Origin of the sequence: Malaciobacter halophilus, assembly GCF_002837275.1 — a bacterium.
GTDB lineage: Bacteria > Campylobacterota > Campylobacteria > Campylobacterales > Arcobacteraceae > Malaciobacter > Malaciobacter halophilus.
In genome coordinates this window covers 106,776-131,939 of the sequence record NZ_NXIF01000027.1, presented here as the reverse complement: position 1 = coordinate 131,939, position 25,164 = coordinate 106,776, and the positions used below count along the sequence as shown (strand labels likewise).

Annotated in this window: 25 protein-coding genes; 8 read left to right on the top strand and 17 right to left on the bottom strand. The window is 28.4% G+C overall.

All coding sequences use genetic code 11. The annotated features are described in order from the left end of the window. Positions 1 to 36: 36 nt before the first annotated feature. The 5 genes from hpf to CP960_RS07640 form a co-directional block, all read right to left on the bottom strand. Positions 37 to 579, bottom strand: coding sequence for a ribosome hibernation-promoting factor, HPF/YfiA family (gene hpf / locus CP960_RS07660; RefSeq protein ID WP_101184829.1), 543 nt, complete (start codon positions 577 to 579; stop codon positions 37 to 39). A gap of 144 nt (positions 580 to 723) precedes the next feature. Continuing rightward, positions 724 to 3,006: a DNA translocase FtsK gene (locus tag CP960_RS07655; RefSeq protein WP_101184828.1), complete on the bottom strand. Its 2,283-nt coding sequence runs from the start codon at positions 3,004 to 3,006 to the stop codon at positions 724 to 726. A 10-nt stretch (positions 3,007 to 3,016) separates the two neighbouring features. After that, positions 3,017 to 3,964: a UDP-3-O-(3-hydroxymyristoyl)glucosamine N-acyltransferase gene (lpxD, locus tag CP960_RS07650; RefSeq protein WP_101184827.1), complete on the bottom strand. Its 948-nt coding sequence runs from the start codon at positions 3,962 to 3,964 to the stop codon at positions 3,017 to 3,019. 41 nt (positions 3,965 to 4,005) lie between these two features. Next, positions 4,006 to 4,506: an acetolactate synthase small subunit gene (gene ilvN / locus CP960_RS07645; protein ID WP_101184826.1), complete on the bottom strand. Its 501-nt coding sequence runs from the start codon at positions 4,504 to 4,506 to the stop codon at positions 4,006 to 4,008. Then, the gene (locus tag CP960_RS07640; protein ID WP_101184825.1) at positions 4,499 to 6,193 is read right to left on the bottom strand and encodes an acetolactate synthase large subunit; all 1,695 of its coding nucleotides are present in this window, start codon (positions 6,191 to 6,193) and stop codon (positions 4,499 to 4,501) included. The genes ilvN and CP960_RS07640 overlap by 8 nt, the downstream gene beginning before the upstream one ends. A gap of 149 nt (positions 6,194 to 6,342) precedes the next feature. Between CP960_RS07640 and CP960_RS07635 the strand changes: the two genes are divergently transcribed. Further along, positions 6,343 to 7,137, top strand: a complete 795-nt coding sequence (locus CP960_RS07635; RefSeq protein ID WP_101184824.1) for a hypothetical protein — start codon at positions 6,343 to 6,345, stop codon at positions 7,135 to 7,137. A gap of 1 nt (position 7,138) precedes the next feature. Here the strand turns inward: CP960_RS07635 and CP960_RS07630 are convergent, their stop codons facing one another. From CP960_RS07630 to CP960_RS07620, 3 genes are read right to left on the bottom strand one after another with little or no spacing between them, the layout of a single operon-like run. After that, a complete protein-coding gene (locus CP960_RS07630; RefSeq protein ID WP_101184823.1) occupies positions 7,139 to 8,047 on the bottom strand; it encodes a Ppx/GppA phosphatase family protein in 909 nt (302 codons plus the stop codon). Continuing rightward, a complete protein-coding gene (locus tag CP960_RS07625) occupies positions 8,047 to 8,604 on the bottom strand; it encodes a CDP-alcohol phosphatidyltransferase family protein (protein WP_101184822.1) in 558 nt (185 codons plus the stop codon). Before CP960_RS07625 ends, CP960_RS07630 begins: the two co-directional genes overlap by 1 nt. A gap of 11 nt (positions 8,605 to 8,615) precedes the next feature. Further along, positions 8,616 to 9,713, bottom strand: a complete 1,098-nt coding sequence (locus CP960_RS07620; RefSeq protein ID WP_101184821.1) for a GGDEF domain-containing protein — start codon at positions 9,711 to 9,713, stop codon at positions 8,616 to 8,618. Positions 9,714 to 9,849: 136 nt separating this feature from the next. Between CP960_RS07620 and CP960_RS07615 the strand changes: the two genes are divergently transcribed. Genes CP960_RS07615 through trxC form a run of 3 tightly spaced genes read left to right on the top strand, consistent with a single transcriptional unit; the run spans position 9,850 to position 11,017 of the window. Continuing rightward, positions 9,850 to 10,347 (top strand): putative metalloprotease CJM1_0395 family protein, encoded by a 498-nt coding sequence (locus CP960_RS07615; RefSeq protein WP_101184820.1) that lies wholly within the window; start codon positions 9,850 to 9,852, stop codon positions 10,345 to 10,347. Beyond that, a complete protein-coding gene (locus CP960_RS07610; RefSeq protein ID WP_101184819.1) occupies positions 10,337 to 10,582 on the top strand; it encodes a hypothetical protein in 246 nt (81 codons plus the stop codon). The genes CP960_RS07615 and CP960_RS07610 overlap by 11 nt, the downstream gene beginning before the upstream one ends. A 3-nt stretch (positions 10,583 to 10,585) precedes the next feature. Next, positions 10,586 to 11,017 (top strand): thioredoxin TrxC, encoded by a 432-nt coding sequence (trxC, locus tag CP960_RS07605; protein ID WP_191321632.1) that lies wholly within the window; start codon positions 10,586 to 10,588, stop codon positions 11,015 to 11,017. Positions 11,018 to 11,019: 2 nt separating this feature from the next. On the opposite strand, the gene CP960_RS07600 is transcribed toward trxC, so the two are convergent. The 4 genes from CP960_RS07600 to CP960_RS07585 all read right to left on the bottom strand — a co-directional run bounded on the left by CP960_RS07600 (position 11,020) and on the right by CP960_RS07585 (position 14,409). After that, positions 11,020 to 11,502, bottom strand: a complete 483-nt coding sequence (locus CP960_RS07600; protein ID WP_101184818.1) for an acyloxyacyl hydrolase — start codon at positions 11,500 to 11,502, stop codon at positions 11,020 to 11,022. 42 nt (positions 11,503 to 11,544) lie between these two features. After that, on the bottom strand, positions 11,545 to 12,012 hold the full coding sequence (locus tag CP960_RS07595; RefSeq protein ID WP_101184817.1) for a 2-thiouracil desulfurase family protein: 468 nt from the start codon (positions 12,010 to 12,012) through the stop codon (positions 11,545 to 11,547). Between the two features lie 2 nt (positions 12,013 to 12,014). Beyond that, positions 12,015 to 12,782 carry a tRNA 2-thiocytidine biosynthesis TtcA family protein gene (locus CP960_RS07590; protein ID WP_101184816.1) on the bottom strand — a complete coding sequence of 256 codons (768 nt, stop codon included), beginning with the start codon at positions 12,780 to 12,782 and terminating at the stop codon, positions 12,015 to 12,017. Positions 12,783 to 13,083: 301 nt separating this feature from the next. Further along, entirely contained in the window at positions 13,084 to 14,409 is a 1,326-nt protein-coding gene (locus CP960_RS07585; RefSeq protein ID WP_101184815.1) for a Na+/H+ antiporter family protein, read from the bottom strand. A 191-nt stretch (positions 14,410 to 14,600) separates the two neighbouring features. Between CP960_RS07585 and CP960_RS07580 the strand changes: the two genes are divergently transcribed. The 4 genes from CP960_RS07580 (at position 14,601) to CP960_RS07565 (ending at position 18,080) form a co-directional block, all read left to right on the top strand. Continuing rightward, positions 14,601 to 14,795 (top strand): hypothetical protein, encoded by a 195-nt coding sequence (locus CP960_RS07580; protein WP_101184814.1) that lies wholly within the window; start codon positions 14,601 to 14,603, stop codon positions 14,793 to 14,795. 100 nt (positions 14,796 to 14,895) lie between these two features. Further along, a complete protein-coding gene (locus tag CP960_RS13670) occupies positions 14,896 to 15,624 on the top strand; it encodes an ATP-dependent zinc protease family protein (protein ID WP_119184486.1) in 729 nt (242 codons plus the stop codon). Further along, on the top strand, positions 15,608 to 17,140 hold the full coding sequence (locus CP960_RS07570; RefSeq protein ID WP_101184812.1) for a UUP1 family membrane protein: 1,533 nt from the start codon (positions 15,608 to 15,610) through the stop codon (positions 17,138 to 17,140). The genes CP960_RS13670 and CP960_RS07570 overlap by 17 nt, the downstream gene beginning before the upstream one ends. Then, positions 17,106 to 18,080: an alpha-L-glutamate ligase-like protein gene (locus CP960_RS07565; protein ID WP_228152036.1), complete on the top strand. Its 975-nt coding sequence runs from the start codon at positions 17,106 to 17,108 to the stop codon at positions 18,078 to 18,080. The genes CP960_RS07570 and CP960_RS07565 overlap by 35 nt, the downstream gene beginning before the upstream one ends. Positions 18,081 to 18,097: 17 nt before the next feature. Here the strand turns inward: CP960_RS07565 and CP960_RS07560 are convergent, their stop codons facing one another. The 5 genes from CP960_RS07560 to CP960_RS07540 form a co-directional block, all read right to left on the bottom strand. Further along, positions 18,098 to 21,679: a proline dehydrogenase family protein gene (locus CP960_RS07560; RefSeq protein WP_101184810.1), complete on the bottom strand. Its 3,582-nt coding sequence runs from the start codon at positions 21,677 to 21,679 to the stop codon at positions 18,098 to 18,100. A gap of 115 nt (positions 21,680 to 21,794) precedes the next feature. Further along, positions 21,795 to 22,514 (bottom strand): ABC transporter ATP-binding protein, encoded by a 720-nt coding sequence (locus tag CP960_RS07555; RefSeq protein WP_101184809.1) that lies wholly within the window; start codon positions 22,512 to 22,514, stop codon positions 21,795 to 21,797. After that, positions 22,514 to 23,293, bottom strand: a complete 780-nt coding sequence (locus CP960_RS07550; RefSeq protein WP_101184808.1) for an ABC transporter ATP-binding protein — start codon at positions 23,291 to 23,293, stop codon at positions 22,514 to 22,516. Before CP960_RS07550 ends, CP960_RS07555 begins: the two co-directional genes overlap by 1 nt. After that, positions 23,293 to 24,258: a branched-chain amino acid ABC transporter permease gene (locus tag CP960_RS07545; RefSeq protein WP_101184807.1), complete on the bottom strand. Its 966-nt coding sequence runs from the start codon at positions 24,256 to 24,258 to the stop codon at positions 23,293 to 23,295. The genes CP960_RS07550 and CP960_RS07545 overlap by 1 nt, the downstream gene beginning before the upstream one ends. After that, positions 24,258 to 25,160: a branched-chain amino acid ABC transporter permease gene (locus tag CP960_RS07540; protein ID WP_101184806.1), complete on the bottom strand. Its 903-nt coding sequence runs from the start codon at positions 25,158 to 25,160 to the stop codon at positions 24,258 to 24,260. The genes CP960_RS07545 and CP960_RS07540 overlap by 1 nt, the downstream gene beginning before the upstream one ends. Positions 25,161 to 25,164: the final 4 nt, after the last annotated feature.

Sequence of the window (25,164 nt, the reverse complement as noted above, 5' to 3'; positions counted from 1 at the left end):
CTAATACCTTAATAGTGAAATTTAAAAATCAACCTATTAATATAGACCGAATTTTCCTTCATCTTTAGCTTTATAAAGTACTCTTAAGTTATGATCTTTATCGTAGAATACTTTAAATAAATCATCACCAGATTTTAAATCTTCTAAAGCCTCTTGAATATCAATAGGTTTATAAGATGCTAATTTTACTGGAATAATTTCATTTTCGAATTTCTCAAGCTCTAAAGCAACTTCATCTTCAACAGCATTAGCCTCAACTTCTGATAATTTAGTAGCTTTATGAGTAGTGATTTTATCATGGTGTCTTCTTAATACTTTACTAACTCTATCAACAGCAATATCAATAGCAGCATAAAGATCTTTATCTTTTTGTTTTACAACAATAGTATCAAGGTGAGCTACATTTAAAGTAAATTCAAATGTAAACGCTTTTTTACCATTTTTTTCGTCTTGTACAATGATTGAGTTAACTGATATAATATCTAAGTTATATTTTTTGAAAATCTCTACTGAACTATTAATATAATCTTTGATTGGTTCTGTTAATTCTATGTGTCTTCCTACAATACTTGTATTCATAACATACTCCTTTATATTTATTTATTTAATTTTATCATAAAGAATATAAAAACAAGTTGTTATTTTTTATTATTTTAAGCTGTATTAGAAATTTAAGTAAATTGTAATTAACTACATACAAAATATAGTTAATTACAAATAAGATTAAATAAGAATCTCTCTATTACCTTTTGCATTTGCTTCAGATAAAACTCCAGTTTTTTCTAATTGTTCCACAATTGTAGCAGCTCGATTATATCCAATTCTTAATTTTCTTTGAATATATGAAATAGAAGTTTTTTTATCATTTAATACCACATCTTTTGCATCTTCATATAACTCATCAAGTTCTCCTAACTCAACTCCACTTGAATCAGAGATATTAGAAGAGTTTCTATCTTTTACAAAATTCATATCATACTCTACTTCTCTTTGTTTTTTCAAAAACTCAACAACTTTTTCAATCTCTGTTTCCATAGACCAAGGAGCATGAATTCTAACAAGTCCAGATACACCAGGAGGTGTAAATAACATATCTCCACGCCCTAATAAAGACTCTGCTCCAAGAGAATCTAAAATAATTTTAGAATCTACTTTTTGCCCTACTTTATAAGAAAGCCTACTAGGTAAATTTGCTTTAATTAAACCAGTTACAACATCAACAGATGGTCTTTGTGTTGCAACAATTAAGTGTATTCCACTTGCTCTTGCCATTTGTGCCAATCTTGCAATCGAGTGCTCAACATCTTTTCCACTTGTCATCATTAAATCTGCAAGTTCATCAATAACAACTACTATATAAGGGAAAGGCTCATACTTCTCTTTTTTAGCTTTTTCATTATAATTTTCAATGTTTTTTGTTCTTGTTTGAGACATTAATGTGTATCTTCTTTCCATTTCAGCAACCATATTTGATAAGGCATTAATTGCATCAGTTGGTTTAGTTATAACTGGTGTCAATAAATGAGGAATATCATTATACATAGAAAACTCTAACATTTTGGGATCTATCATTACAAGTTTTAAATTATCTGGAGAATTCTTATACAACAAAGATAAAATCATTGCATTAATTCCAACAGATTTACCTGAACCAGTAGTTCCAGCTATTAATAAGTGAGGAAGCTTTTTTAAATCAGTAACAAAAGGTTTTCCTACAATATCTTTACCCAAAATCATTGTTAAAGGAGATTTTGCATTTTGGAAAATCTCACTTTCTAATAACTCTTTAATGAAAATTGTTTGCATATCATCATTTGGAACTTCAATTCCAACAACATCTTTTCCAGGTATTGGAGCTTGGATTCTAATTGTTTGAGCCTTTAAAGCCATTGCTAAATCATCTTGAAGGTTAAGAATTTTTGACACTTTTACATTTGGTGCAGGTTTAAACTCAAAAGTTGTAACAACAGGACCTGTATAAGTTCTTACTACATCTCCATCAATCTTAAACATTGAAAGTTTATCTAATAAATCTCCAATTTTTTGGTCAATTACTGCTTCTGAAACTCTTGATTTTTTATCTTTTGGAGCATTTTGAAAAAACTTAGTTGAAGGTAGTTCAAAGTCTTTTGGTTTTTCAGTTTTCCCTAACTCTATATCTTCTAAAAGTCTTTTATTTTCTTCAAGCTCATCTACAATAATACCATGTTGTACAGCTAACTCTTCTATGGTATTTAACTCTTCTAAATTATCAACATTTTCTAATTTCTCTTTTATTATTTCTTGCTGTTGTTTCTCATTTATTTCTTGATTGTTATCTTGTAAATTCTCTTCTTTAATTATCTCTTTTAGCTCTTCAATCTTTTCTAAATTATCCATTGTTGGAGCAATTACAATTTCTGCTGTATCACCCTCTTCTTTAACTGTTACACCTTCATATGACTTAGCTTTATTCTCTTTTTTTAATCTTCTTTTTGATTCATTATTATTTTTTACTTTTGCTCTTTTATTATTTGATTTTTTTTCACTTGGTTTGGGTAAGGAAAATGTTGGTATTTTAACTTTAATTGAACCAAAACTAAAATCACTACTTTCAAAAAGAACTGTAAAAGTAATTACAAATCCCACTAATACAAAAATCCAAAGACCAGCATTTCCAATAAACGGATTTAAATCATTAACAATTATGTTTCCTATTATTCCACTATGCTGTTTAGTTGTAACAACTAAAGATTGTAAAGTTAATGAACTAAATAACAATAAAAGCATAACCATAGTTTTTAATGAAAAATCTGCTAAATCAAAATACTCTTTAAAATTTATTAAATATAAAGGATATAAAAATAAAAATAAATAAACATATGACAAATAGCCAAAATAACTATGTGACATTTGTGCAAACATATACCCTATTTTTCCAACACTCTCTTGTGTTGATACGAAAATAGAGAACTCTAAATAAAATATTATAAAAAGAAAAATTAGTGATAAAATTTTTTTAACTATTTTGAAGCCTTTATTTCTTTAGTAGTTTTGCAATTTTTCCTTGAAGTCTTAACCATGTTTTATGTTCCATCAATGGAAAACCTGCCCAAAACTTTTTAGGAGTAGTAATACTTTTTGTTACTCCACCTCTTGCAGCGATTGTTGTAAATGGAGCAATTTCCAAATGCCCTGCAGTTGCACTTTGTCCACCCATAACAACATATTCATGTAAAACTGTTGAACCTGAAAGTCCAACTTGTCCAGTAAGAATTGTACCTTTACCTAGCTTACAATTATGTGCAATATGTACTAAATTATCAAGTCTTACACTATCTTCAATTATTGTAGATTTAAATGCTGCTCTATCAATTGCACAATTAGCACCTATTTCAACATCATTTTTAATAATAACATTACCATTTTGATAAATTTTTATATAGTTTGCACCATCAATTGCAAAACCAAATCCATCACTTCCAATAACTGTTCCAGCATGAATTATACAATCATTACCTATTTCACAATCTCTGTAAACTGATACATTTGGATAAACAATTGTATTATTACCAATTTTTACATTATCTGCAATAAAAGCACCTGACATAATAGTACAATTACTACCAATAACAGTGTCTTTTCCAATATATACATTTGGTAATATTTTTGTATTTTCACCAATTATCGCTTCTTTGCCTTCTGTTTCAATAATATTTGGTGAAAAAAACTTACTTGCTTTTGCTAAAGCAATATAAGGTTTTTCACAAACTAACGCAATAGTATCTTTAGGCACTTTATCTAAGAACTCTTCTTTTACTAAGACTGCACCTGCTTTTGTTTTTTCTAAATCATTAATATATTTTTTATTTTCTAAAAAAGTTAATTCATTTTTATTTGAATCTAATAGAGTATTTAAAGAAGTAATTTCTAAATCATTTTCACATTTTATATCTAATGCTTGAGCTATATCTTTTAAGTTCATTTTTTTCCTTTCAAGCAAAAGAAGATAGAAGAAAAACTCTTCTATCTTTCCATTGCAACAACACCACTTCTTACAACTTCAAGTGGGTTAAATCTGTTATTCATAATATTTGTAAAATTTGCTATTCTATGTGGTTCATCTGTTGCAGATATAACAATAGCATCATCTGTGACATTTTGAATATGCCCATTATATGCCCTTGCTATAACTTCAACATCGCTTATAGATTGATCAATTGGTATTTTAATTAATACTGTCTCTTTTTCAATTACATTTCTATGCTCATTAACTTTTAAAACTGGAATTAATTTATTTAACTGTTTTACAATTTGATCTATTATTCTTTTATCCCCTGTAGTAACAATTGTCATCCTAGAATACTCGCTTCCTGATATTGGAGCTACTGTTAATGAGTCTATATTATATCCACGAGCTGAAAAAAGCCCAACAATTCTTGATAATGCATTATGTTCATTAATAACAATAACAGAAATAACCTGTCTTATAGTCTCAGTATCATAGTAATGATTAAAATTATTCATTGTTATCTCCTATTAATGTCATCTCATTTAAAGCATGCCCATTTGGAACCATTGGCAATACCTCTTCGTTTCTTTCAACAATAACCTCAATCATTGCAGGTTTTTTCTTATCCACAGCATCTTTTAATGCTTTATCAAACTCATCTTTAGTAGTAACTCTATACCCAATTCCTCCAAATGCTTCTATTAACATTTTAAAGTCAGGTTGCATAGAAAGGTCTGTTTCAGATAATCTATTTTCATAAAACATTGTTTGCCATTGTCTAACCATTCCTAAATAATTATTATTTAAAATAATAGTAATTACTGGTAAATTTGATTCAACACATGTCATTAGTTCTTGAATATTCATCAAAATAGAACCATCACCTGAAAAGTTAATAGATACTTTATCAGGATTACCTTTTGCAACTCCCATTGCAGCAGGAAGACCAAATCCCATAGTTCCCAAACCTCCACTAGTTATAAACTGTCTTGGAAAAGAAAAAGGATAAAATTGTGCTGTCCACATTTGATGTTGACCAACATCAGTTGAAACAATTGCTTTGCTTCCTAAAATTTCACCTACTCTTTGAATTGGCCATTGAGGTTTAATAACAGTATTTGAATCAATATATCTTAAAGGCTCTTTTTCTCTATACTCATTTAATAAAGCTACCCAGTTTGAATAGTCATTTAACTCAAACTCACCAAGAGTACTTAACATTCCTTCTACAGTAACTTTTAAATCCCCAACAATTGGATAATCAGCTTTTACAAGTTTTTCAATAGTTGCTGGGTCAATATCAACATGAATAACTTTTGCTTTAGAAGCAAACTCATCAAGTCTTCCTGTTACTCTATCATCAAACCTTGCTCCAAGTGAAATTAAAAGATCAGTTTCATATGCTGCCATATTTGCAGCAAATTCTCCGTGCATTCCAAGCATTCCAATAAGTAATGGATTATCATGCCCCATAATTCCTCTTGCCATAAGAGTTTCAACTACTGGAATATTGGCTTTTTTTGCAAACTCTCTAATTTCATGACCACAATTTGCTAGAATTGCTCCACCACCAACATATAATAAAGGTTTTTTAGCTTTTGAAATTGCTGTCATTGCTTTTTTTAATTGTCTTTTATTATATTTTACTGTTGGTTTATAAGTAGGTAAATTAACCTCTTTTGGATACTCAAAATTTGCAACTTGTGCTGTAATATCTTTTGGAATATCAATATGCACAGGACCTGGTCTTCCAGTACTTGCAATATGAAATGCCTCTTTTATTATTCTTGGTAAATCTTCAATTTTATTAACTAAATAGTTATGTTTAGTACACGGTCTACTAATTCCAACTGCATCAATTTCTTGGAAACCATCAGTTCCAATAATTGCTGTTGGTACTTGTCCTGAAATAACGACGAGGGGAATAGAATCCATATATGCAGTTGCTAGACCCGTTACGGCATTTGTAAATCCTGGTCCACTTGTAACTATTGCAACACCAACTTTTCCTGTTGATCTTGCGTAACCTTCTGCTGCGTGTATAGATGCTTGTTCATGTCTATTTAATATATGTTCAAAATAGTTTTGCTTATATATCTCATCATAGACATTCATAATAGCGCCTCCAGGGTAACCAAATACAGTTTTTACCCCTTCTTGGTGTAATGATTCAATAACCATCTTTGCGCCAGTCATTTTCATAGTTCTTTCTCCCTCGTTAAATTAAAGTTTGTATTCTACAAAAATATTCATTAAACAGCCTTTAATAAGTGTTTTTGCCTCTATAATTTAGCTAAGTTTTAGTAGTTTTTAGATAAAATTAAGCAAGTATAAACTAGGAGTTGATTAAGATGGATGTAAATAGTATTAGTAATAATGTCACGAATCTTAATTCGCTACCACAACAACAATTAAATAGAACTACTCAAAACAGTAGAATTGAACCAATAACAAATGATGCTTTAAATCTATCAATAAGTGAATCATATAATCTTAAAAGAGATGAATTATCAAACTCTTTACAAACTTTTAACGAAGGTATTGCTATTAGTTCTATTGCTAAAAATGGTATTCAAAAACAACAAGAAATAATATCTGATATAAAACAAAATTTACTTGATAAAAACATTGAAGATAAAAATCAATTAAAAGAACAATTTACAAATCAACTAAAAGATTTTACTTCTATTGCAATTGAAACAAAATATAAAAAAGAATCAATTTTAGCAACTCAAGACTCAAACCAAGAAAATAATAGTTTTACAATAGATACAAAAGAGGCCTATTTGCAAATAAATAAAGTAAATACTCCAATAATTTCTAATGAATTAGCAAATGATATTAAAAATTCAGATTTAAATAATAGTGAAGAACTTGATACTTTAGTGGGTAAACTTAATACTAGTGAAAAATATTTAAATGACTTATCTAATCAATTTGAACAAACATCTCAACAAATACAAGAGAATGCAAAAGATGTTTTAAAACAGCAACAAGAATTAGTTAAAAACAATCAAACAAATAATATAAACTTTGGCAAAGAAGCCAATGATTTTACTAAAAATAATCTATTTGCAAATGTAGGATACTTAGCTGTTTCACAAGCAAATATTGTGCAAGAGCAAAGTGTTAGACTATTATCATAGTTTATTTTAATAAACATTGATTAATAGCTACACCCTCTCTTAATCCATCATCTAAAACAATAGACTCTTTTTTATTTAAAGCTTCAAAAATTGTTTTATATATATAAACACCAACTTCAATAAATTCAACCCTTCCACTTCCAACAAGCTTAGTTATTGTTTTTGTAGAAGATGTTCTAAAAAGTTCTAAACATTCATTTAAATCATTTAAATTTACTACTGTTCCATTTACTTGCTCTTTATCATAATGGAAAAAATCTTGCCCTAATTTAATTGCAGCAATTGTTGTAGGTGTTCCTGCCGTTGCAACAAATGTATAATCTTCTAAGTTTATTTGGAAAGTATTTAAAAAGTTTTTTATTTCATTTTTTCTTAAATTTAATTCTTCTTGTAAAAGTTCATAACTATTGAATTTTTGTGTTAATGTGACTATACCAAAATTAAAACTATGAGCTTGATACTCATCTTTTGTGTTAATTATTATTTCAGTAGAACCACCACCAATATCAAGTAATATAAATTTATCTGAGTTAAGTTTTTCTCTTTTTAAAGCATATTTAACTGCTAAAAGAGTTAGTCTTGCTTCTTCATTTCCATCAACTATCTTAAATTTTGCACCAGTTTGTTTATAAAAATTATCAAGTACTTCTTGTGAATTATTTGCCATTCTCATAGCAGCAGTTGTAACACAAACAGCTTCTTTTGGATTATAGTTTAATTTTTCACTTGAATATCGTATTGTATTAATTACTCTTTCTTGTGCATCTTTTGAAATCATTCCAGTATCTACTAAACCATCAGCCATTCCTACAACTTGATTAAATTCCGAAATGGCCTTGTGATTTAAACAGTCATAAACTAAAACTCTAAAAGAGTTTGAGCCTAAATCTATTGAAATAACTTTATTCATTATGGATGAGGTATTTTTATCTTAGAATTTAATAAATAACCAATTACAATCATTGCAATTAAAACAAAACCTTCTGAGATAAATCCACCTAACCAAATTAGATAAACAACCCATAATAAAATTGCACCAAGTGGAGTTGGAACACCTGTAAAGTACTTTTCAACTTCACCAACATCTGCATTTAAATTAAATTGTATCAATCTTCTAAGACCAGAAATTACATAATATATAAAAGCAAAAACAACTAAAGGAGTAAATAACATCAACTCTTTTCCATCAATTATTGCAAAATATATAAACATTGTTGGAACAATAACAAAAGATAAAAAATCAGCATATGAATCAAGCTGAATTCCAAAATCTGTTGATAAATTATATTTTCTTGCAATTTTTCCATCTAAAATATCAAACCCTCCAGCTAACCATGCAAATAGCGCTGCACCAAAAAACTGTTCGTGAGTAAGAAAATAAATAGCTAAAATACCTGAAGCAATATTGAAAAATGTTACAGTATTTGCTAAATTAAAGTGATTATTTTTATTAAATAAAAAAGTCAACTACTCTCCTTTTAAAGTGTAAACTGATTTCTACCATTTTGTTTTGATTTATAAAGATTTTCATCTGCAATCTTATACAACTTATTTGCTGAAACATAACTATAAGGTTCATAAATTACTGCACCAATAGAGATTGATACTACATTTAATATCTTACTAGCTTTATGTTCAATATTTAATTGAATAATTTTTTTATTAATGTCATCTAAACACTCAATTAAAATATCTTCATCTGTATCAAAAAGTACAACTCCAAACTCTTCACCACCGAGTCTAAAAACATATTCATACTCTTTGTTAAAATACTCTTTTAAAGTATTAGCAACTGCTTTTAATGTTTCATCACCTAAATCGTGTCCATAAGTGTCATTATACTGCTTAAAAAAATCAATATCTACCATTACAAAAGCACTTTTCCAGTTATTTGCATTTGAAATAAAAGGTAAGTTATCAAAAATATTATCAAAATACTTTCTATTATAAAGATTTGTCATAGAATCAGTAATAGATTCTATTTTATACTTTCTTGTTAATATAGTTAATTGATTATCTTTTTTTATTATTTGGTAGATTATAAATATTATTATAGCAAAAGAAACTATAATAATAGCTATTATATTGTATAAAAGATATTTTTTCATGTCTGAATAGTCAGTTAAAAAAGCTCTTCTTTGTTTATAAGCAACATCAACTTCATAATCTTTTAAAAAATTTATTTGCTTCATAACAAGTTCATAAATATCGATTTTATCGATTTTAAAAGAGTTTATTATTGATTTATTAACATCATCAACAATCTTTCTTTCTTTTTGTGTTTTATAAGAGTTATTATATGAATTCCAATTTTTTAAAATCACAGTTCTTTCAGCTGTAATATCACATTTATTATTTGTTATTTTTTTACATTGAATAATAGTTTGATAGTTTTTTAAAACTAAATCTAAAGTAATTAAAGGAACAAAATTTCCAAAATAGATATTATCAATCTGTTTTTTTAATTTATCAATTTGTGAATTAAATAGAAAACTTGCACTTATTAAAGTAACAATTATTATAGTTACTAAAATTGTAAGTTTAAAAGAGATTGATTTAAAAAATTTACTTTTCATAGGTTTGATTATATCCAAAATAAGTTTAACTATTATTAATTTTCAACACTTTTTAAAGCTTTATGATACATTAAAAAATCTTTACAAAACAATTAAAATATGTTAGAATATTTAAAATATAAAAAAAGAGAAAACCATGTTAATAAATGATAACTTAACAGCATCATCTATTTATCAACAAATAGCACAAAAAAAAGCACAGTTAGCTAATATAGATAAAAAAGATTTTGAAAAATCATCACATGAAAAAAATGACTCTGTTAATTTAACAAATGGTAAAAATATTGATGAAAAAGATTATCAAAGAGTTTTAGATAAATTTGAAAATCTAGATGCAAAAACTAGAGCACATGAACAACTTCATGCTTCTTTAGCTAATACAAAGGGTGCTATTTCTTACAATTATCAAATGGGACCAGATGGAAAGCTTTATGCAACTGGAGGACATGTAAGACTTGATACTTCAATACCTAAAGATGAAGCATCTGCAATTGCAAAACTAGATAGACTTCAAAAAGCTTCTACTGCACCAGATGGATTAAGTAGTGCTGATGCTTCAATAGCAAGAACTGCAAACTTAAATAAAATGCTTCTTTTAAGTAAAGAGCAAGAAGGAGTACAAAATGCGAATTGATAATAGTATGAATTTAAATGCAATGGTTGCAACACAAGTTCAAGTTGCAGATAATGCCCAAACAATTGCTAATGTTGCAAATAGTATACCAGACTCTCAAAATCAAGAAGTAACTCAAGAGTTAATTGACGCAATTACTTCTCAAATACCAAATACAATTGCTTATAGCGCTAATGCAAATGCAATAGAAACACAAAATGAAACTTCAAGTATGCTGCTAAATATTAAGGCTTAAATTATGCACAAGATAAATGTAGTTTGTCCTCACTGTTTAAAAGTTAATAAAATACCTAAAAAAGACTCTTATTTAAAAGCAAACTGTGGAGAATGTAAAAACTCTTTATTAGATACAACTCCTATTGAATTAACTGAGCAGACTTTTGATCATGTAGTTGTAAACTCTGATATTCCTGTTATTATTGATTTTTGGGCACCTTGGTGTAACCCATGTAAGATGATGATTCCAATTTTTAATGAAGTTTCAAATAAATACTCTTTAAAAGCATTATTTGTAAAAGTAAATACCCAAGAACAAGAATCATTAGCTTCAAGATTTCTAATAAAATCTATTCCTACAATTGCAATATTTAAACAAGCAGAAGAAGTTAAAAGAGTAAGTGGAGCATTAGACCCTTTAAAACTATCTAGTTTAGTAAATGAAAATCTATAAGTTTAAAACTTATAGATTAAATTAAGACCAAAAATATCTAAACCGCTATTATTATCATCTAAATCTGCATTTGATATATGATTATATCTTAAAGTAGTCGATAAATGTTTGTTTATGTTATAACCAAAGATAACACTCTGTTTAAACTGAAAATTTGTACCAAACTTTCTATCTTCAAAAGACTTATCACTTAAATAAGCAAATCCTAAAGCACCTTGAATAAAAAAATACTTATTAAAATCATAAGTTATAACTGGTTGAAAACTTGAAATAAATAACTCATCACTATTATTTGTAGAATCTATATAATCAAAAGCTAATTCTAAAGATACTGGAAGAGAAAAAAGCTTATAATTTGTATCTGTTATTAAAGAGAGGTCATAAATATTTGAGTCATAACTAGTAGTTGAATAACCAATACTTACCTTATCAAAAGAGAATAAAGTACAAGTACTTAACATAAGAGCAATTAGAAGTTTTTTCATTTGTTTTCCTTATATAAAAATAATTAGTTAATATAATATAAACTATTTTAAACTACTCTTTATATAGTCACAAAATTGTTCTAATTGTGTTTCATTGAATACTTTTATCCCATTTTCTTGTAAAAGTTTAGTTGTTATACCTTTTGATTTTTTTAATGTTGAAGTAAATGTTCCATCATATACCATACTATTGCCACATGAAGGAGATTTTGATTTTAATATGGCAATTTTTATATTATTATCTTTACAATATGATAAAGTATTTAAAGCACCTTTATTAAACATCTTAGTTACATCTAATCCATCAGTTGTAATAACTTTATCATTTACAATTTCACTAGGAGGTCTTGGAATACTTAATCCTCCACTAACCTCTGGACAAATAGAAAAAATTTTAAATTCGTTTATTATCTTATTAAAAAGTTCTTTATCTTTTATAGAAGAGGAAGAACTTTTTGCATCATACCTTACATCTTCACCTAAAAGACAAGATGAGATTAATATATTCAATATTAATCCTTTTTATAATTGTCTAAGAACTCTTTTTGAAAAAAAGTAGATGTTTGAATATTGTTAAATGCTGCTTTCATTGAAATAAACATTTGAGGATTATCTTCTTCCATTTGCTCTAATAGTTTTTTTGTTTTTTCTCTTGCGTAAGGCATTTTTATATCAAATCTCATTGCAGGACAAGCCTCATCACCAATTACACTAATCTCATTTGATTGTGCAAATGCTCTTAATTGTCTCTCTCTACAAAAAATAAGAGGTCTAATAACTTCCAAACCATTTTCTGCTTTATATATTGGAGGCATTGATCTTAAAGCACCATTATATAAAAAATTCATAAAAAATGATTCCATTGCATCATCTAAATGATGTCCCAATGCTAATTTATTATATCCTTGCTCTTGTGCTGTTGTATATAAATACCCTCTTCTCATTCTTGAGAAAAATGAACAAAAAGAAGAGTTTTTTCTGATTTTTTCACCAGCAATTTCAAAAATTTCAGTATCAACTATTTCATGTTCAATTCCATGCTCTTTACAATGATTTGCCAGAAATTGCAACTCTTCACCCATTCCATAAGTTACCGTTACAGCTTTAAATTCAAATTTAAAAGGTGCAACTCTTTGAAGATGCTTTAATGCATGAATTAGTGTAGTAGAGTCTTTACCTCCACTAAACCCAACTAATACTTTATCACCCTCTTTTATTAGTCCATACTCGGCATTAGTTTTTCCAACAAGCTTTGATATTTTTTTACTTAATTCTACCAATTTAAAATTCCTATCTATCATTTTTTTCGCAATTATATCAAAAAGTTTAAAAAATGAAATAAAATAGATTTAAATTGTAATGATTATTTCAAAAAATTATTACTACATGTAAACTACACATAAAAAAGTTATAATTTTACTATTAAAACAAAAGGCAAAGATTTACATACTTATTTTTATTTATTTAGCAATGTTGTTCTCCCCCTACTTAATCTCAAAGCTAAATCTCTTTTGCCTTTATTTATAAATCAAGAAATATGAATATTTTATTAAACTACCACTTTAAAAGTGGTAGTTATTTTTATAGATATAAAGCAGCTAACCATCCAAAAAGTATTAATGGTATATTATAGTGAAGAAATGTTGGAACAACACTATCCCAAATATGATCATGTTGCCCATCTACTCCTAAACCAGAAGTTGGGCCTAGTGTAGAGTCTGAAGCAGGACTTCCTGCATCACCTAATGCTGCTGCTGTACCTACTAAAACAGCAACTCCTAAAGGAGAAAAACCAAACTGCATAGCTAAAGGAACATATATAACAGCAATGATTGGTATTGTAGAGAAAGATGAACCAATTCCCATAGTAACTAATAAACCAACAACAAGCATAAATAAAGCAGCAAAAGATTTATTATCTCCTATTACAGATGTAATTGAACCTACTAAACTTTCTATTCCTTGTGTTGCTTTCATAACTTCTGCAAATCCAGAAGCTGCAATCATAATAAAACCTATCATTGCCATCATATGAACACCTTTTGTAAATACATCTTGTGTTTCATCTACTTTTATAACACCACCCATCATAAAAATTATAAATCCAACAAGTGAACCTACAATAATCGAGTCTGTGTATAACTGTAATGATAAAGCTGCAACAATTGCAACTAATGCAGTAACAATATATGAAGGTTTCATTTGCTTATTTTCTGGTTCAATCTCTTTTATTTTTTTAATAGAGTAATCTCTTGGTTTTTTATAAGTAAAAAAGATAGCAACTAAAAGTCCTAAAAACATTCCAGAAACAGGTATTGCCATAACAAAAGGAAGTTGTTCAACTGCAATATTAGCTCCATTTTCAACAAGATTTTTATGTAAAATATTATTTAAAAAAATTCCCCCAAATCCAACAGGAAGAAGCATATATGTAGCAGTAAGACCAAAAGTTAGTACACAAGCTATTAATCTTCTATCAATTTTATACTCTGCAAATACATGTAATAAAGGTGGAATTAAAATAGGAATAAATGCAATATGCACAGGTATTAAGTTTTGAGATGAAACAGAAGCCAATAAAATTAAAGTTAAAAGCACTGCTTTAAACCAAATAATCTCTTTTTTTGTTGCATCACTTTTCATTTTTGAAATAATCTTTTTTGCTAATAAGTCAGTAATTCCAGATTTGGAAATAGCAACAGCAAATGCCCCAAGCATAGCATAATTAAGTGCAATACTTGCACCTCCACCAAGTCCACTACTAAAAGCATCAACTGTTTCAAATAAAGATAAACCTGAAACTAAGCCTCCAATAATAGCACTAAAAATTAAAGCAATAACTACATTGATTCTAAATAAACTTAATACAATCATAAGTATTACTGCCACAACAACGGGATTAAACATAGTGTTCCTTGTAAGTGTGATTTTGATTTGTTATTCATTAAGAAGTAAATAACAGATTAGATGTAAATTAATTACTTTTTCATTATATTATTTTTTTATTTAATATTAAAACAATTTGAGCAAATTTTACTCAAGTTTTAGTTTAAAACATTATAATTTTAACCTCAAACTTATTTAAGAGAGCCTAATTTATGACAAAAGAAGAAGAACAAGAGTTTATTGACAAAATAAAAGAGACAATTATGCCTTATGCACAAAATATGACAGAGGAACAGATACAAACTCTAATAGAAACTGTGCAAAATCAAAATCCAAATTTACCAATGGGCTTTGGTAATATGCTTTTAGAACAAATAAAGTTTTTAAAGTATGGTAAAGAGAGTTAAACTCTTTTTATCAATATTAATATTTCTTCAATTTACTGCAATTTTAGATAAAAATATTATAATTTCATTCTTAAAATATACTAATTTATAAGGTAGATAAATGAACAGTTATCTTAAAACCATAACAGCACTTACTATATGTGCCTTTATTAGTGGTTGTGCTACTACTAATATACCCAAAAAAAATATAGAAGACTCTAATAATAACAAAAAAGAGTACCAAAAAAAGATTAAAAAAGAAGAAAAAGCTACAAAAACTGATTTAAATCTTGATAAGAAAATCGAAAAAAATGAACAAATTGAAAAAAAAGACAAAAAACAAGAACCCCAACCAAAAATAATAAAACAAATTGTTAAAAAAATCATTATCAAAAAACCAGCTATAAAAGATTCAATGATTGTAGTAGGAACATCTGAAAATGTTTATATACCTTCTTCAGATATTACTTTAAAAGCAAAAATAGACACAGGAGCAACAACTACTTCTATTCATGCTTTAAACATAAAAGAGTTTGAAAGAGATGGAAATAAGTGGATAAAATTTGATTTAGAAGATAAAGATGGAAAACTTATAAATAAAACTCTTCCTTTACATAGAATTGTAAAGATAAAAAGACATGGTGCTAAAAACCAAAAAAGATATGTAGTAAGAATGAAATTAAATCTTGCAAATGTAAGCCAATTAATTGATGTATCTTTAACTAATAGAAGCAAGTTTACATATCCGGTACTAATTGGAAAAAACTATTTATATGGACTTTTTTTAGTTGATGTATCTAAAGAGTATATAACAAAACCAAAAAAGAGCAAAAATGAAATTAAAAAATAATATTGTAATATTCTCTTTATTACTTATAATTGCTTCTGTTGCACTTATGACATATAAAGTTAAATTCTTAAGTTTTCCTTTAGTTCAAGATGAAACAGTTAATATATGGAATATTGAAGCAAAAATTAGTTTCACAGGGAGAAAAAATCAAAGTGCATCCATCTCAATGGCTCTCCCATCAAAACAAGACGGTTTAATAATTATTAACGAAGAGTCAAGTTCTTCAAACTTTGGTTATGCAAATAGCTATATTAATGGAGTAAAAAAAGGAAATTGGACAAAAAGAGAAGTAGAAGGTAAACAAGTATTATATTACTCAATTGATGCCATAAAAGATAAATACTTCAAAGCAGAAAAAACTGAAATAATAGAACAAGATATTATTAGAAAAGAAGTGCCTACTGCTTTTGTACAAGCAGCAACATCTTTATTAAATAATATTTATCAAAAAAGTGCAAATAGTTTAAGTTTTACTGCACTTTTAATAGATGAATTTAATAAAAAAGAGGCTTCTCAAGCCACAATAATGATAAAAAATAACTTTATGAAATCAAGCAAACAAAAAAGAGATACTTTAGTTCAATTATTAGATAAGATGGGCTATAAAGTAAGAACTATTGGAGCTTTGTATTTAAAAGATAGACAAAGAAATATCGAATTAACTCCTATGCTTGAAGTTTTATATAAAGACAAATGGTATTTATTTGATATAAACAAAGGACAAGTTTCAAATAATAACGATATTTTTATTTGGCAAAGAGGTTCTCAATACTTACTTGATGCAGAAGGAGTTAGAAACTCAAGTGTAAGATTTTCTGTAACTAAAAGTATTGTTCCTGCAAGAAGTGCGGCTTTATCTAAAGATATAAAAAATCAAAATACACTACTTGATTTTTCTTTATTTGTTTTACCAAATGAAGCCCAAAATACCTTTAAACTACTATTATTAGTTCCACTAGGAGCTCTTGTAGTTGTAATAATGAGAGTTTTTGTGGGAATTAAAACATCAGGTACATTTATGCCAATTTTATTATCAATGGCCTTTATTGAAACTCAACTTCTTCCAGGTATTTTAATGTTTATTTTAGTAGTTACAATTGGACTTATTGTGAGGTCATACTTATCCTATTTAAATCTTTTATTAGTAGCTAGAATATCTGCTGTATTAATTGTTGTTGTTGGAATTATGGCATTTGTTGCTATTTTATCACAAAAACTTGGATTACAATATGCAACAAGTATTACATTCTTTCCTATTATCATCTTAGCATGGACAATAGAAAGAATGTCAATTATTTGGGAAGAAGATGGACCTAAAGAGGTAATTTTACAAGGAAGTGGTTCTTTACTTGTATCGATTTTAGCATTTTTTGCCATGACAAATAGTGTACTTAGTTTTATAACATTTAATTTTCCTGAAGTATTATTAGCAGTTCTTGGATTAATTATACTTCTTGGAAGATATAGTGGATATAGATTAAGTGAGCTTTATAGATTTAAATCAATGGTTGATTAATATGTTTTTTGCAAATCCTTTTAAACTAAAAAAACTAGGTATTTTAGGTATGAATAATAGAAATATCAACTATATAGGAAATTTAAATGAAAGAAAAAACTTTCCCTTAGTTGATAATAAACTAAAAACAAAACAAATTGCACAAAAACATAATATTGCTGTTCCTGAACTTTTAGGATTTATAGAGTATCAAGTTCAGATTAATAACTTTAAACATTATATTAAAAATGAAAATGGTTTTGTTATTAAACCAGCACAAGGAAGTGGAGGGAAAGGTATCCTTGTAATTGTAAAAACTGTTGGTGATAAATTTATCAAACCAAATGGTGTTGAACTTGAGTATTCAGATATAAAAAGACATATTTCAAATATTTTAAGTGGCTTATACTCTCTTGGAGGAAGAAATGATGTTGCAATTTTTGAAAAATTAGTCAATTTTGATAGTGCTTTTGATGAATTTAGTTATGAAGGTGTTCCTGATGTTAGGGTTGTTGTATATAAAGGCTACCCTGCCCTTGCAATGATGAGGTTATCCACTTCAAATAGTGATGGAAAAGCGAATCTTCATCAAGGTGCTGTTGGAGTTGGTATAGATATAAAAACAGGAAAGGCATTAAATGCAGTTCAATTTGATAGACCTGTGTATATTCATCCAGATACAAAAAAACCTCTAAAAGAGTTAAAAATTCCTTTTTGGAATGATATTTTAATTCTTGCATCAAGATGTTTTGATATGACAAATATGGGCTACTTAGGAGCTGATATTGTAATTGATAAAGATAAAGGTCCTTTAGTATTAGAGCTAAATGCAAGACCAGGCTTAGCTATACAAATTGCAAATGGTATAGGTGCTCAAACAAGATTTAAAAAAATAGATGAAGTAAAATATATAGAAACTGATCCAAAAAAAAGAGTACACTTTTCACAAACTAATTTTTAAAAAGTAAGAGATTTCTCTTACTTTTTACTATACTCTCTTGCCCCAATATTTCCATATCTATGGTATGAATGAGAAATACTTTGTTCTTTAAAATAATTTAGAAGCTCTAATCTTCCTTCCATCATAGGTTTCATTCTAACAATAAATGTCCCAAGATGCTTACTGGCTGCTTTAAAAATAGTATCAGGAACTTTTGATATGTCAGAATAAATTACCCTTTCATAACTTCCTATTACATTTGCAAGTTTCTCATCTGTATGTTTTACTAATCTATCTTTTGATGAAAATAAAATAGTAGCTTCTTTAAAAAACTCTTCTACTTTATCATTATTATTAATTGATACAGTAAAATGAACTTTAGATACTCTTGCAGCTAAAACTCTACTAACTACTTCAAATAAAGTATCATCATCACTAACTCTAATAATTACTCTATTTAAAGGTATATATCTAAAATGATTATCTTCTCCTCTTACTTTAAAATAATCTTTTTGTTTATTAAACTCTGTATTTAAATTATAATAATAAGATTGCAATGCAACTTCAAGTTTTTCAAAATCTTCTTTGTCATTTATATACTTATCTTTACAATGACTAATAAATCTACTTAAATCAGTATGAAAACTTTTTGTTATCTCTGGTTTTGCTACTTCTTCAAAATCAACAAATTGTGTTATATAGTTGTAAATACCAACTTTTCTTCCTGCACCAATTGCAGATTTGCCCATTCCTCCAAAAGGTTGTCTTAAAACAATCGCTCCTGTTGTTCCTCTGTTTACATATAAATTACCAGCTTTTATATGCTCTTTCCAATAATTAACTTCTCTTTCATCTAAAGATTCAATACCAGAAGTAAGTCCGTAACCTGTTGCATTTACAATATCTACTGCATGCTTTAAATTTCTTGCTTTCATAACAGCAAGTACTGGTCCAAAAAGTTCATTCATATGAATAAAACTTCCTTCTTTTACATTCCATTTTATTGATGGTTTTAACATATATTCATTGTCTTGTGCAAAAGATGGTGCTAATGCCCACTCTTCACCTTCTTCAAGATTTTCAATCGCTTCTTTCAATTTTCCAGACACACTATTTGCTAAAGTACCTATTCTATTTTTTAAATTCCAAACAGAACCAACACTCATAGACTTAGCAGCGTCAACAAGTGCCTTTTTAAAGCTTTCATCATTATAAACCTCTTCTTCCAAAACAAGAAGTGAAGTTGCACTACATTTTTGACCAGAGTTACCAAAAGCACTTTGACAAATATTTTTGATTGCTTGATCTCTATCTGCCATATTTGTAACAATAGTTGCATCTTTTCCACCTGTTTCAGCAGTTAAAAATAGATTAGGTCTTGTTTCAAGCATTGATGCTGCTGTATCTTCTCCACCTGTTAAAATCACATAATCAACATCTTCATTTGCAACTAAATGCTCACCTGCTAATACTCCAGGACAAGGCACAAACTGTAACACATTTTTTGATATTCCAGCATCCCAAAAACATTTGCACATTTCATATGCTGTAAGTGCTGCAACTGTTGCAGGTTTAATAATTACTGTATTTCCAGCTGCTAAAGTAGCTGCTACTCCTCCTAAAGGAATTGCAACAGGGAAATTCCAAGGAGGAATAACCACACCTACACCTTTTCCTTTAAATTGTAAGTTTGTATATTTCTCAAAATATCTTGATGAATGAGAATAAAACTCGATAAAATCAACAGCTTCACTAACTTCTACATCAGTTTCCGTAAATACTTTACCAACTTCTGCAGCTGCTATACCTATTAAGTCACCTCTTCTTTCCCTTACTTTAATTGCTGCTTGTTTTAAAATAGCATGTCTTTGTTCATATGTTTTAGCTCTCCAACCATCAACATCAGCTTTAGCAGTTTCAACAGCTCTTTTCAAATCATCTTCATTGGCCATTGCAAACTTACCAGCTAAAACTTCATCTTTTAACTGTGATTTATCTAATGCTTTGTAAACTTTTCTTCCAGTTACAATCTCTTTTCCTGCTACAACTATTGGTTTAGTTTCATGTGTAGTATCTTTTGTAAATTGCCATTTTTTAACAATTTGTCTTGCCCACTTTTGATTTTGAGATAATATAAAGTCCGTGTCTGCTTCAGCATGATACTCATTTGTATCATATGAAGAGTTATTAAAAGTATCCCATTTTTCTGTTAATCTATTTTGAGTTCTAAAACTTCCAATAAAAGCTTCATCTTCTAAAGCAAAAGATTTTATAAATAGTGCTTTTTGGTCATTCCAATCTTTTGTTCCAACTTTTAATCCAAAAGAGTATCTAATAAAGTTATTTGGCCCAGTATTCTCATCTAATCTTCTAACTAAATATGCAATAGCATTTGTAAACTGTTCTCTTGCAGCAGTTGGTGCATATAAGATTACATCTTTTGAAATTTCATTGATTGCTAGTCTTGCTGATTCGCTCATTCCTTCTAACATCTCTAAAGTATGAAACTTTGTAGTTGCATTATGTTCAGCTAAAACTGTTGCAAATGCTAACTCAAATAGATTATGAGAAGCTGTTCCTACATGCATATAAGTAGCATTATCTTTATCAAGTGCATACTTTACCATTCTTTTATAGTTTGCATCACTATGACTTTTATTTGTATAAGTTACCATTTGCCAGTGCTTTTGAGATGCTTCTGTCTCTTCCATCTCCATATTAGCACCTTTTACTAATCTAAATTTAATAGGACTTCCGCCCTCATTTACTCTTTGTTTAGCCCATTGGCATAAATCTTTTTGAACTAAAAATGAATCTGGGATATAAGCTTGAAGAACTATTCCTGCATAAAAATCTTTAAATTGAGGCAAAGAGAGTGTTCTTTTAAATACTTCTACAGTAATTGTTAAATCTTTATACTCTTCCATATCTAAGTTTATAAACTTATTTGTTTTTGTACCATCTGGGGCAATATATGGGTACTTTTTTGCTTGCTCATAAATTCTTGTTAGTTTATTAACTAAAGTTGAAACTGTTGCTTCAAAATCCATTGAATTTATTTGTGAATATATTGTAGATATTTTAATAGAAATATAATCAATATTTGGATTTTCTAAAGCTTTTAAATATTTTTGAATTCTCTCTTCTGCTTCATCTTCACCAAGAACAACTTCACCAATAAGATTAATATTGATTCTAGTTCCCTCTTTTTTTCTTTTTTCTAAGTGTTCATTAAAAGGCTCATCTTCACCTTTAATTACAACTGTTTTTGTATCTTCTCTAATTTGATTAACAAATAAAGGAACTGATAAATCTGGTAAATATTTACCAAAGTTTTGAAAAAGCCATAAAAGTGTTTTATCTTTAGTAGTAAAAAAATGTGCCATTCCATGTTTTTCAAGCAAAAAGATAATTTGGTCTGCTACTCTTTTATTAGAGTTTGTTCTAAAACATTGATCCATTAACTCTATTAAAAGTGCTTTATCCTCTGGGTGTGCAAGCATTTTTTTCATTTTTATAGAGAACTGTTTATCCCAATCATTTACAAGTTCAGTTGCTCTATTTTGCCATTTTTCCGCAAGATTTACAGCTTTTTGTATTAATTCTTGTTCATTTTTCATACTATATCCTTAAAATTAATTGAGTTTTAAATAAATTTTAAGTAGCTTAACACGCACAATTTTCTGTGTCAGAGGGGAGCAACCGCCAAGTATGCCCCTCTTGCTACTTATAACTTTAGTGTTTTTTACCTAAATATGCTTCTTGAATTGCTTCTGAGCTTAATAACTCTTGTGATGTACCTTCATGGGTAATCTTTCCAACTTCAAGAACATAACCTCTATTTGCTAATTTCAATGCAGCTTTTGCATTTTGTTCAACAATTAGTACTGTTACGCCACTTTGAGCAATCTCTTTTACTGCTTTAAAAATAGCTTTTACTAAAATTGGAGCAAGACCTAAACTTGGTTCATCTAATATAAGAAGTTTGGGTTTACTCATAATAGCTCTACCAATTGCAAGCATTTGTTGCTCACCTCCACTTAAAGTTCCTGCAAGTTGTTTTCTTCTCTCTTTTAATCTTGGTAAAATATCATAAATCCACTCCAAAGTCTCCTTATCATGGTCTTTTAAAGTATATGCACCCATCATGAGATTTTCTTCAACAGTTAAAGTCCCAAAAACTCTTCTTCCTTCAGGAGAGTGAGACATCCCTAAACTTACAATATCATGTGCAGGTGTATTTGTAATATCATTTTTATCAAATATAATATTTCCTGATTTTGATTTTAATAATCCAGAAATAGTTTTTAAAGTTGTTGTTTTACCTGCACCATTTGCTCCAAGAATTGTAACAACCTCACCTTTATGAACTTTCAAAGAAATTCCTTTGATTGCAGCAATAGCTCCGTAACTTACATGTAAATCTCTTACATCTAATAAAATTTCAGTTTGCATTACTCTTCATCCTCATCATCATCACTTCCAATATATGCTTCAATTACTCTTGGGTCATCTTGAACAAAACTTGGAATACCTTGAGAAATCTCTTTTCCAAAATTAATTACAGTTATATAATCTGTTAATTTCATAACCATATCCATATCATGTTCAATCATCATAATCCCAAGTCCCATTTCCTTGATTTTTAAGATTATATTTGTAAGTTCAATTGTTTCATTCTCATTTAAGCCAGCAGCTGGCTCATCTAATATCAAAAGCTCAGGTTTAGCAGCTAATGCTCTTGCCATTTCTACTTTTCTTTGATTCCCATATGATAAATCTCCTACGGGAGTTAATGCAAACTTAGTAAGATTAAAAAACTCCATTAATTCTTCAACTGTCTTCCAACTAGCTTCATTATCTTTTTTATAAAAAGGAGTATGAATAATAGAGTGATACCATTTTTGTTTAGATTTTGTATGGCAACCTGCCATAATATTTTCTGCAACACTCATCTCTTTAAAAAGTCTAATATTTTGGAAAGTTCTTAATACACCCTTTTGTGCAATTTTATAAGAAGACATTCCTGTAATATCTTCGCCTTTATATTTTATTGTTCCTTTTTCTGGTTTGTAAATCCCAGTAACACAATTAAATAGTGTTGTTTTACCAGCTCCATTTGGTCCAATAATTCCATAAATTTGTCCTGGTTTAACTTTTATTGTCAAATTATCAATAGCAACTAATCCAAAGAACAGCTTTGAAACATTTTCAATCTCTAATACATATTTCATCACTTTTCTCCTTTTAGTTTAGCTGCTTTTCTTTTTAAATAGTTTGGGATATTTCCAAAAGTTGCAGGCCAAACTCCATTTGGTCTTAAAATCATTGTTAAAATCATTGCAGCACCAAATATTAAATATCTTGACTCTTTAAACTCTGTAAATAGTTCAGGAAGTACAAACATAACAAATGTACCAATAATTACACCAGGAAGTGAAGCAGAACCACCAACAAGTACAATAGCAAAAAACATTACTGATTGCATAAAATTAAAAGATTCAGGAGATACAGCTGAATATTGAATCGCAAATACTGAACCAGCAGCCCCTGCAATTGCAGCTCCTAGAGCAAAAGCAAAAAGTTTATAGTAAGATACATTTATACCCATAGACTTAGCTGCGATTTCATCTTTATTAATATAATAAAGTGCTCTACCATATTTTGAATTATCAAGATTTCTAATTATTAAAAGTGTAATAATCAATAAAGAAAATGCAATATAATATATTGCTGTTTGTGACCAAAGTTCATATCCAAAAACTCTTACAACATCAATCCCAAAAATACCATTAGGCCCACCTGTTAAACCAAAAGGATCATTTGATAATACTTGTTCAAAAATAATATTAAATCCAATTGTTGCAACAAGTAAATAATCACCTCTTAAATGAATAATAGGTCCAGCTAATAAAATAGCAATAATTACAGGAAAGATTATTGCAAAAGGTAGAGTTTCAATAATCTCTAAACCAAAATGTACATTTAATATAGCAGTTGAATAAGCACCAATACCAAAAAAGATTGCATGCCCCATATTAAAAACACCTGCTCGTCCCAAAATAATATCTTGAGAAAAAGCTACAACTGAGAAAACTAAAAATGTAATTCCAATAGTTAACCAAGCTGAATCAACTAAAAACGGGAAAACTGCCATTATGGCAATAAATAGTGTTGCTATAATTGTTGTTTTATTCATTACACTTTCTCCGCTGTTTTTTCACCAAGAATACCAGTTGGTCTAACAATTAAGATTACAATTAGAAGTATAAAAGTAAAAGTTTCAGCCCATTCTGTTGAGATGTATCCTGCAATCATTGCATTAAATAGTCCTAAAAGTAAACCACCAAGCATAGCACCTGGAATATTACCAATACCACCAATAATAGCTGCAATAAAAGCATTTAGCCCATAAAGCCATCCCATATCAAAAGTCAAACCTCTATAATAAATCCCAATAAATAATCCACCAATAGCACCCAATGATGAACCTACTATAAAAATAATCATAATTATTCTATTTACATTAATACCCATTAATTTAGCTGCATCTTGATCTATTGCAGTTGCCCTAATTGCAGTACCAATTTTTGTTTTATTAATAAACATATAAAGTCCAGTCATTAAAACTGCTGATAAAATTAAGATTAATACTTGAGTAAATGTTAAAATAACTCCTCCAATTTGCCAAATTGTATTTGGTAATAAATCAGAAGGAAAGATTTTCATATTTGGTCCCCAAATTAACATAATTGCGTTTTGAATTACAAGTGAGGCACCTAGTGCTGAAACAACAGCACTTAATCTTGGTGCCGTTCTTAAAGGTCTATAGGCAAGACGCTCAAGAAGAACACCTACAAATGCAACTACAATTGCTGTTAATAAAAATATAATTACTACATTAATTAATGAGTTAGCACTCGCCCCAAAAAATTGAGAAAAAATTGTTAGCCCCACATAAGCAGAAAAGGCAACAAGGTCACCGTGTGCGAAGTTAATTAACTTCATCACACCGTAAACCATTGTATAACCTAAAGCTACCAATGCATATAGACTTCCAATAGTTAAACCATTAATTAACTGTTGAAGAAAAATATCCATTTTT

Excerpts from the sequence above, each read along its gene's own strand:
- CP960_RS07540 (WP_101184806.1), bottom strand. The coding sequence starts at position 25,160 with ATGGATATTTTTCTTCAACAGTTAATTAATGGTTTAACTATTGGAAGT.
- CP960_RS07630 (WP_101184823.1), bottom strand. The coding sequence starts at position 8,047 with ATGAATAAAGTTATTTCAATAGATTTAGGCTCAAACTCTTTTAGAGTT.
- CP960_RS07560 (WP_101184810.1), bottom strand. The coding sequence starts at position 21,679 with ATGAAAAATGAACAAGAATTAATACAAAAAGCTGTAAATCTTGCGGAA.
- CP960_RS07600 (WP_101184818.1), bottom strand. The coding sequence starts at position 11,502 with ATGAAAAAACTTCTAATTGCTCTTATGTTAAGTACTTGTACTTTATTC.
- CP960_RS07615 (WP_101184820.1), top strand. The coding sequence starts at position 9,850 with ATGTTAATAAATGATAACTTAACAGCATCATCTATTTATCAACAAATA.
- CP960_RS07585 (WP_101184815.1), bottom strand. The coding sequence starts at position 14,409 with ATGTTTAATCCCGTTGTTGTGGCAGTAATACTTATGATTGTATTAAGT.
- CP960_RS07640 (WP_101184825.1), bottom strand. The coding sequence starts at position 6,193 with ATGAAAATGACTGGCGCAAAGATGGTTATTGAATCATTACACCAAGAA.
- CP960_RS07580 (WP_101184814.1), top strand. The coding sequence starts at position 14,601 with ATGACAAAAGAAGAAGAACAAGAGTTTATTGACAAAATAAAAGAGACA.
- CP960_RS07550 (WP_101184808.1), bottom strand. The coding sequence starts at position 23,293 with ATGAAATATGTATTAGAGATTGAAAATGTTTCAAAGCTGTTCTTTGGA.
- ilvN (WP_101184826.1), bottom strand. The coding sequence starts at position 4,506 with ATGAATAATTTTAATCATTACTATGATACTGAGACTATAAGACAGGTT.
- CP960_RS07570 (WP_101184812.1), top strand. The coding sequence starts at position 15,608 with ATGAAATTAAAAAATAATATTGTAATATTCTCTTTATTACTTATAATT.
- CP960_RS07610 (WP_101184819.1), top strand. The coding sequence starts at position 10,337 with ATGCGAATTGATAATAGTATGAATTTAAATGCAATGGTTGCAACACAA.
- CP960_RS07555 (WP_101184809.1), bottom strand. The coding sequence starts at position 22,514 with ATGCAAACTGAAATTTTATTAGATGTAAGAGATTTACATGTAAGTTAC.
- hpf (WP_101184829.1), bottom strand. The coding sequence starts at position 579 with ATGAATACAAGTATTGTAGGAAGACACATAGAATTAACAGAACCAATC.
- CP960_RS07545 (WP_101184807.1), bottom strand. The coding sequence starts at position 24,258 with ATGAATAAAACAACAATTATAGCAACACTATTTATTGCCATAATGGCA.
- lpxD (WP_101184827.1), bottom strand. The coding sequence starts at position 3,964 with ATGAACTTAAAAGATATAGCTCAAGCATTAGATATAAAATGTGAAAAT.
- trxC (WP_191321632.1), top strand. The coding sequence starts at position 10,586 with ATGCACAAGATAAATGTAGTTTGTCCTCACTGTTTAAAAGTTAATAAA.
- CP960_RS07635 (WP_101184824.1), top strand. The coding sequence starts at position 6,343 with ATGGATGTAAATAGTATTAGTAATAATGTCACGAATCTTAATTCGCTA.
- CP960_RS07620 (WP_101184821.1), bottom strand. The coding sequence starts at position 9,713 with ATGAAAAGTAAATTTTTTAAATCAATCTCTTTTAAACTTACAATTTTA.
- CP960_RS13670 (WP_119184486.1), top strand. The coding sequence starts at position 14,896 with ATGAACAGTTATCTTAAAACCATAACAGCACTTACTATATGTGCCTTT.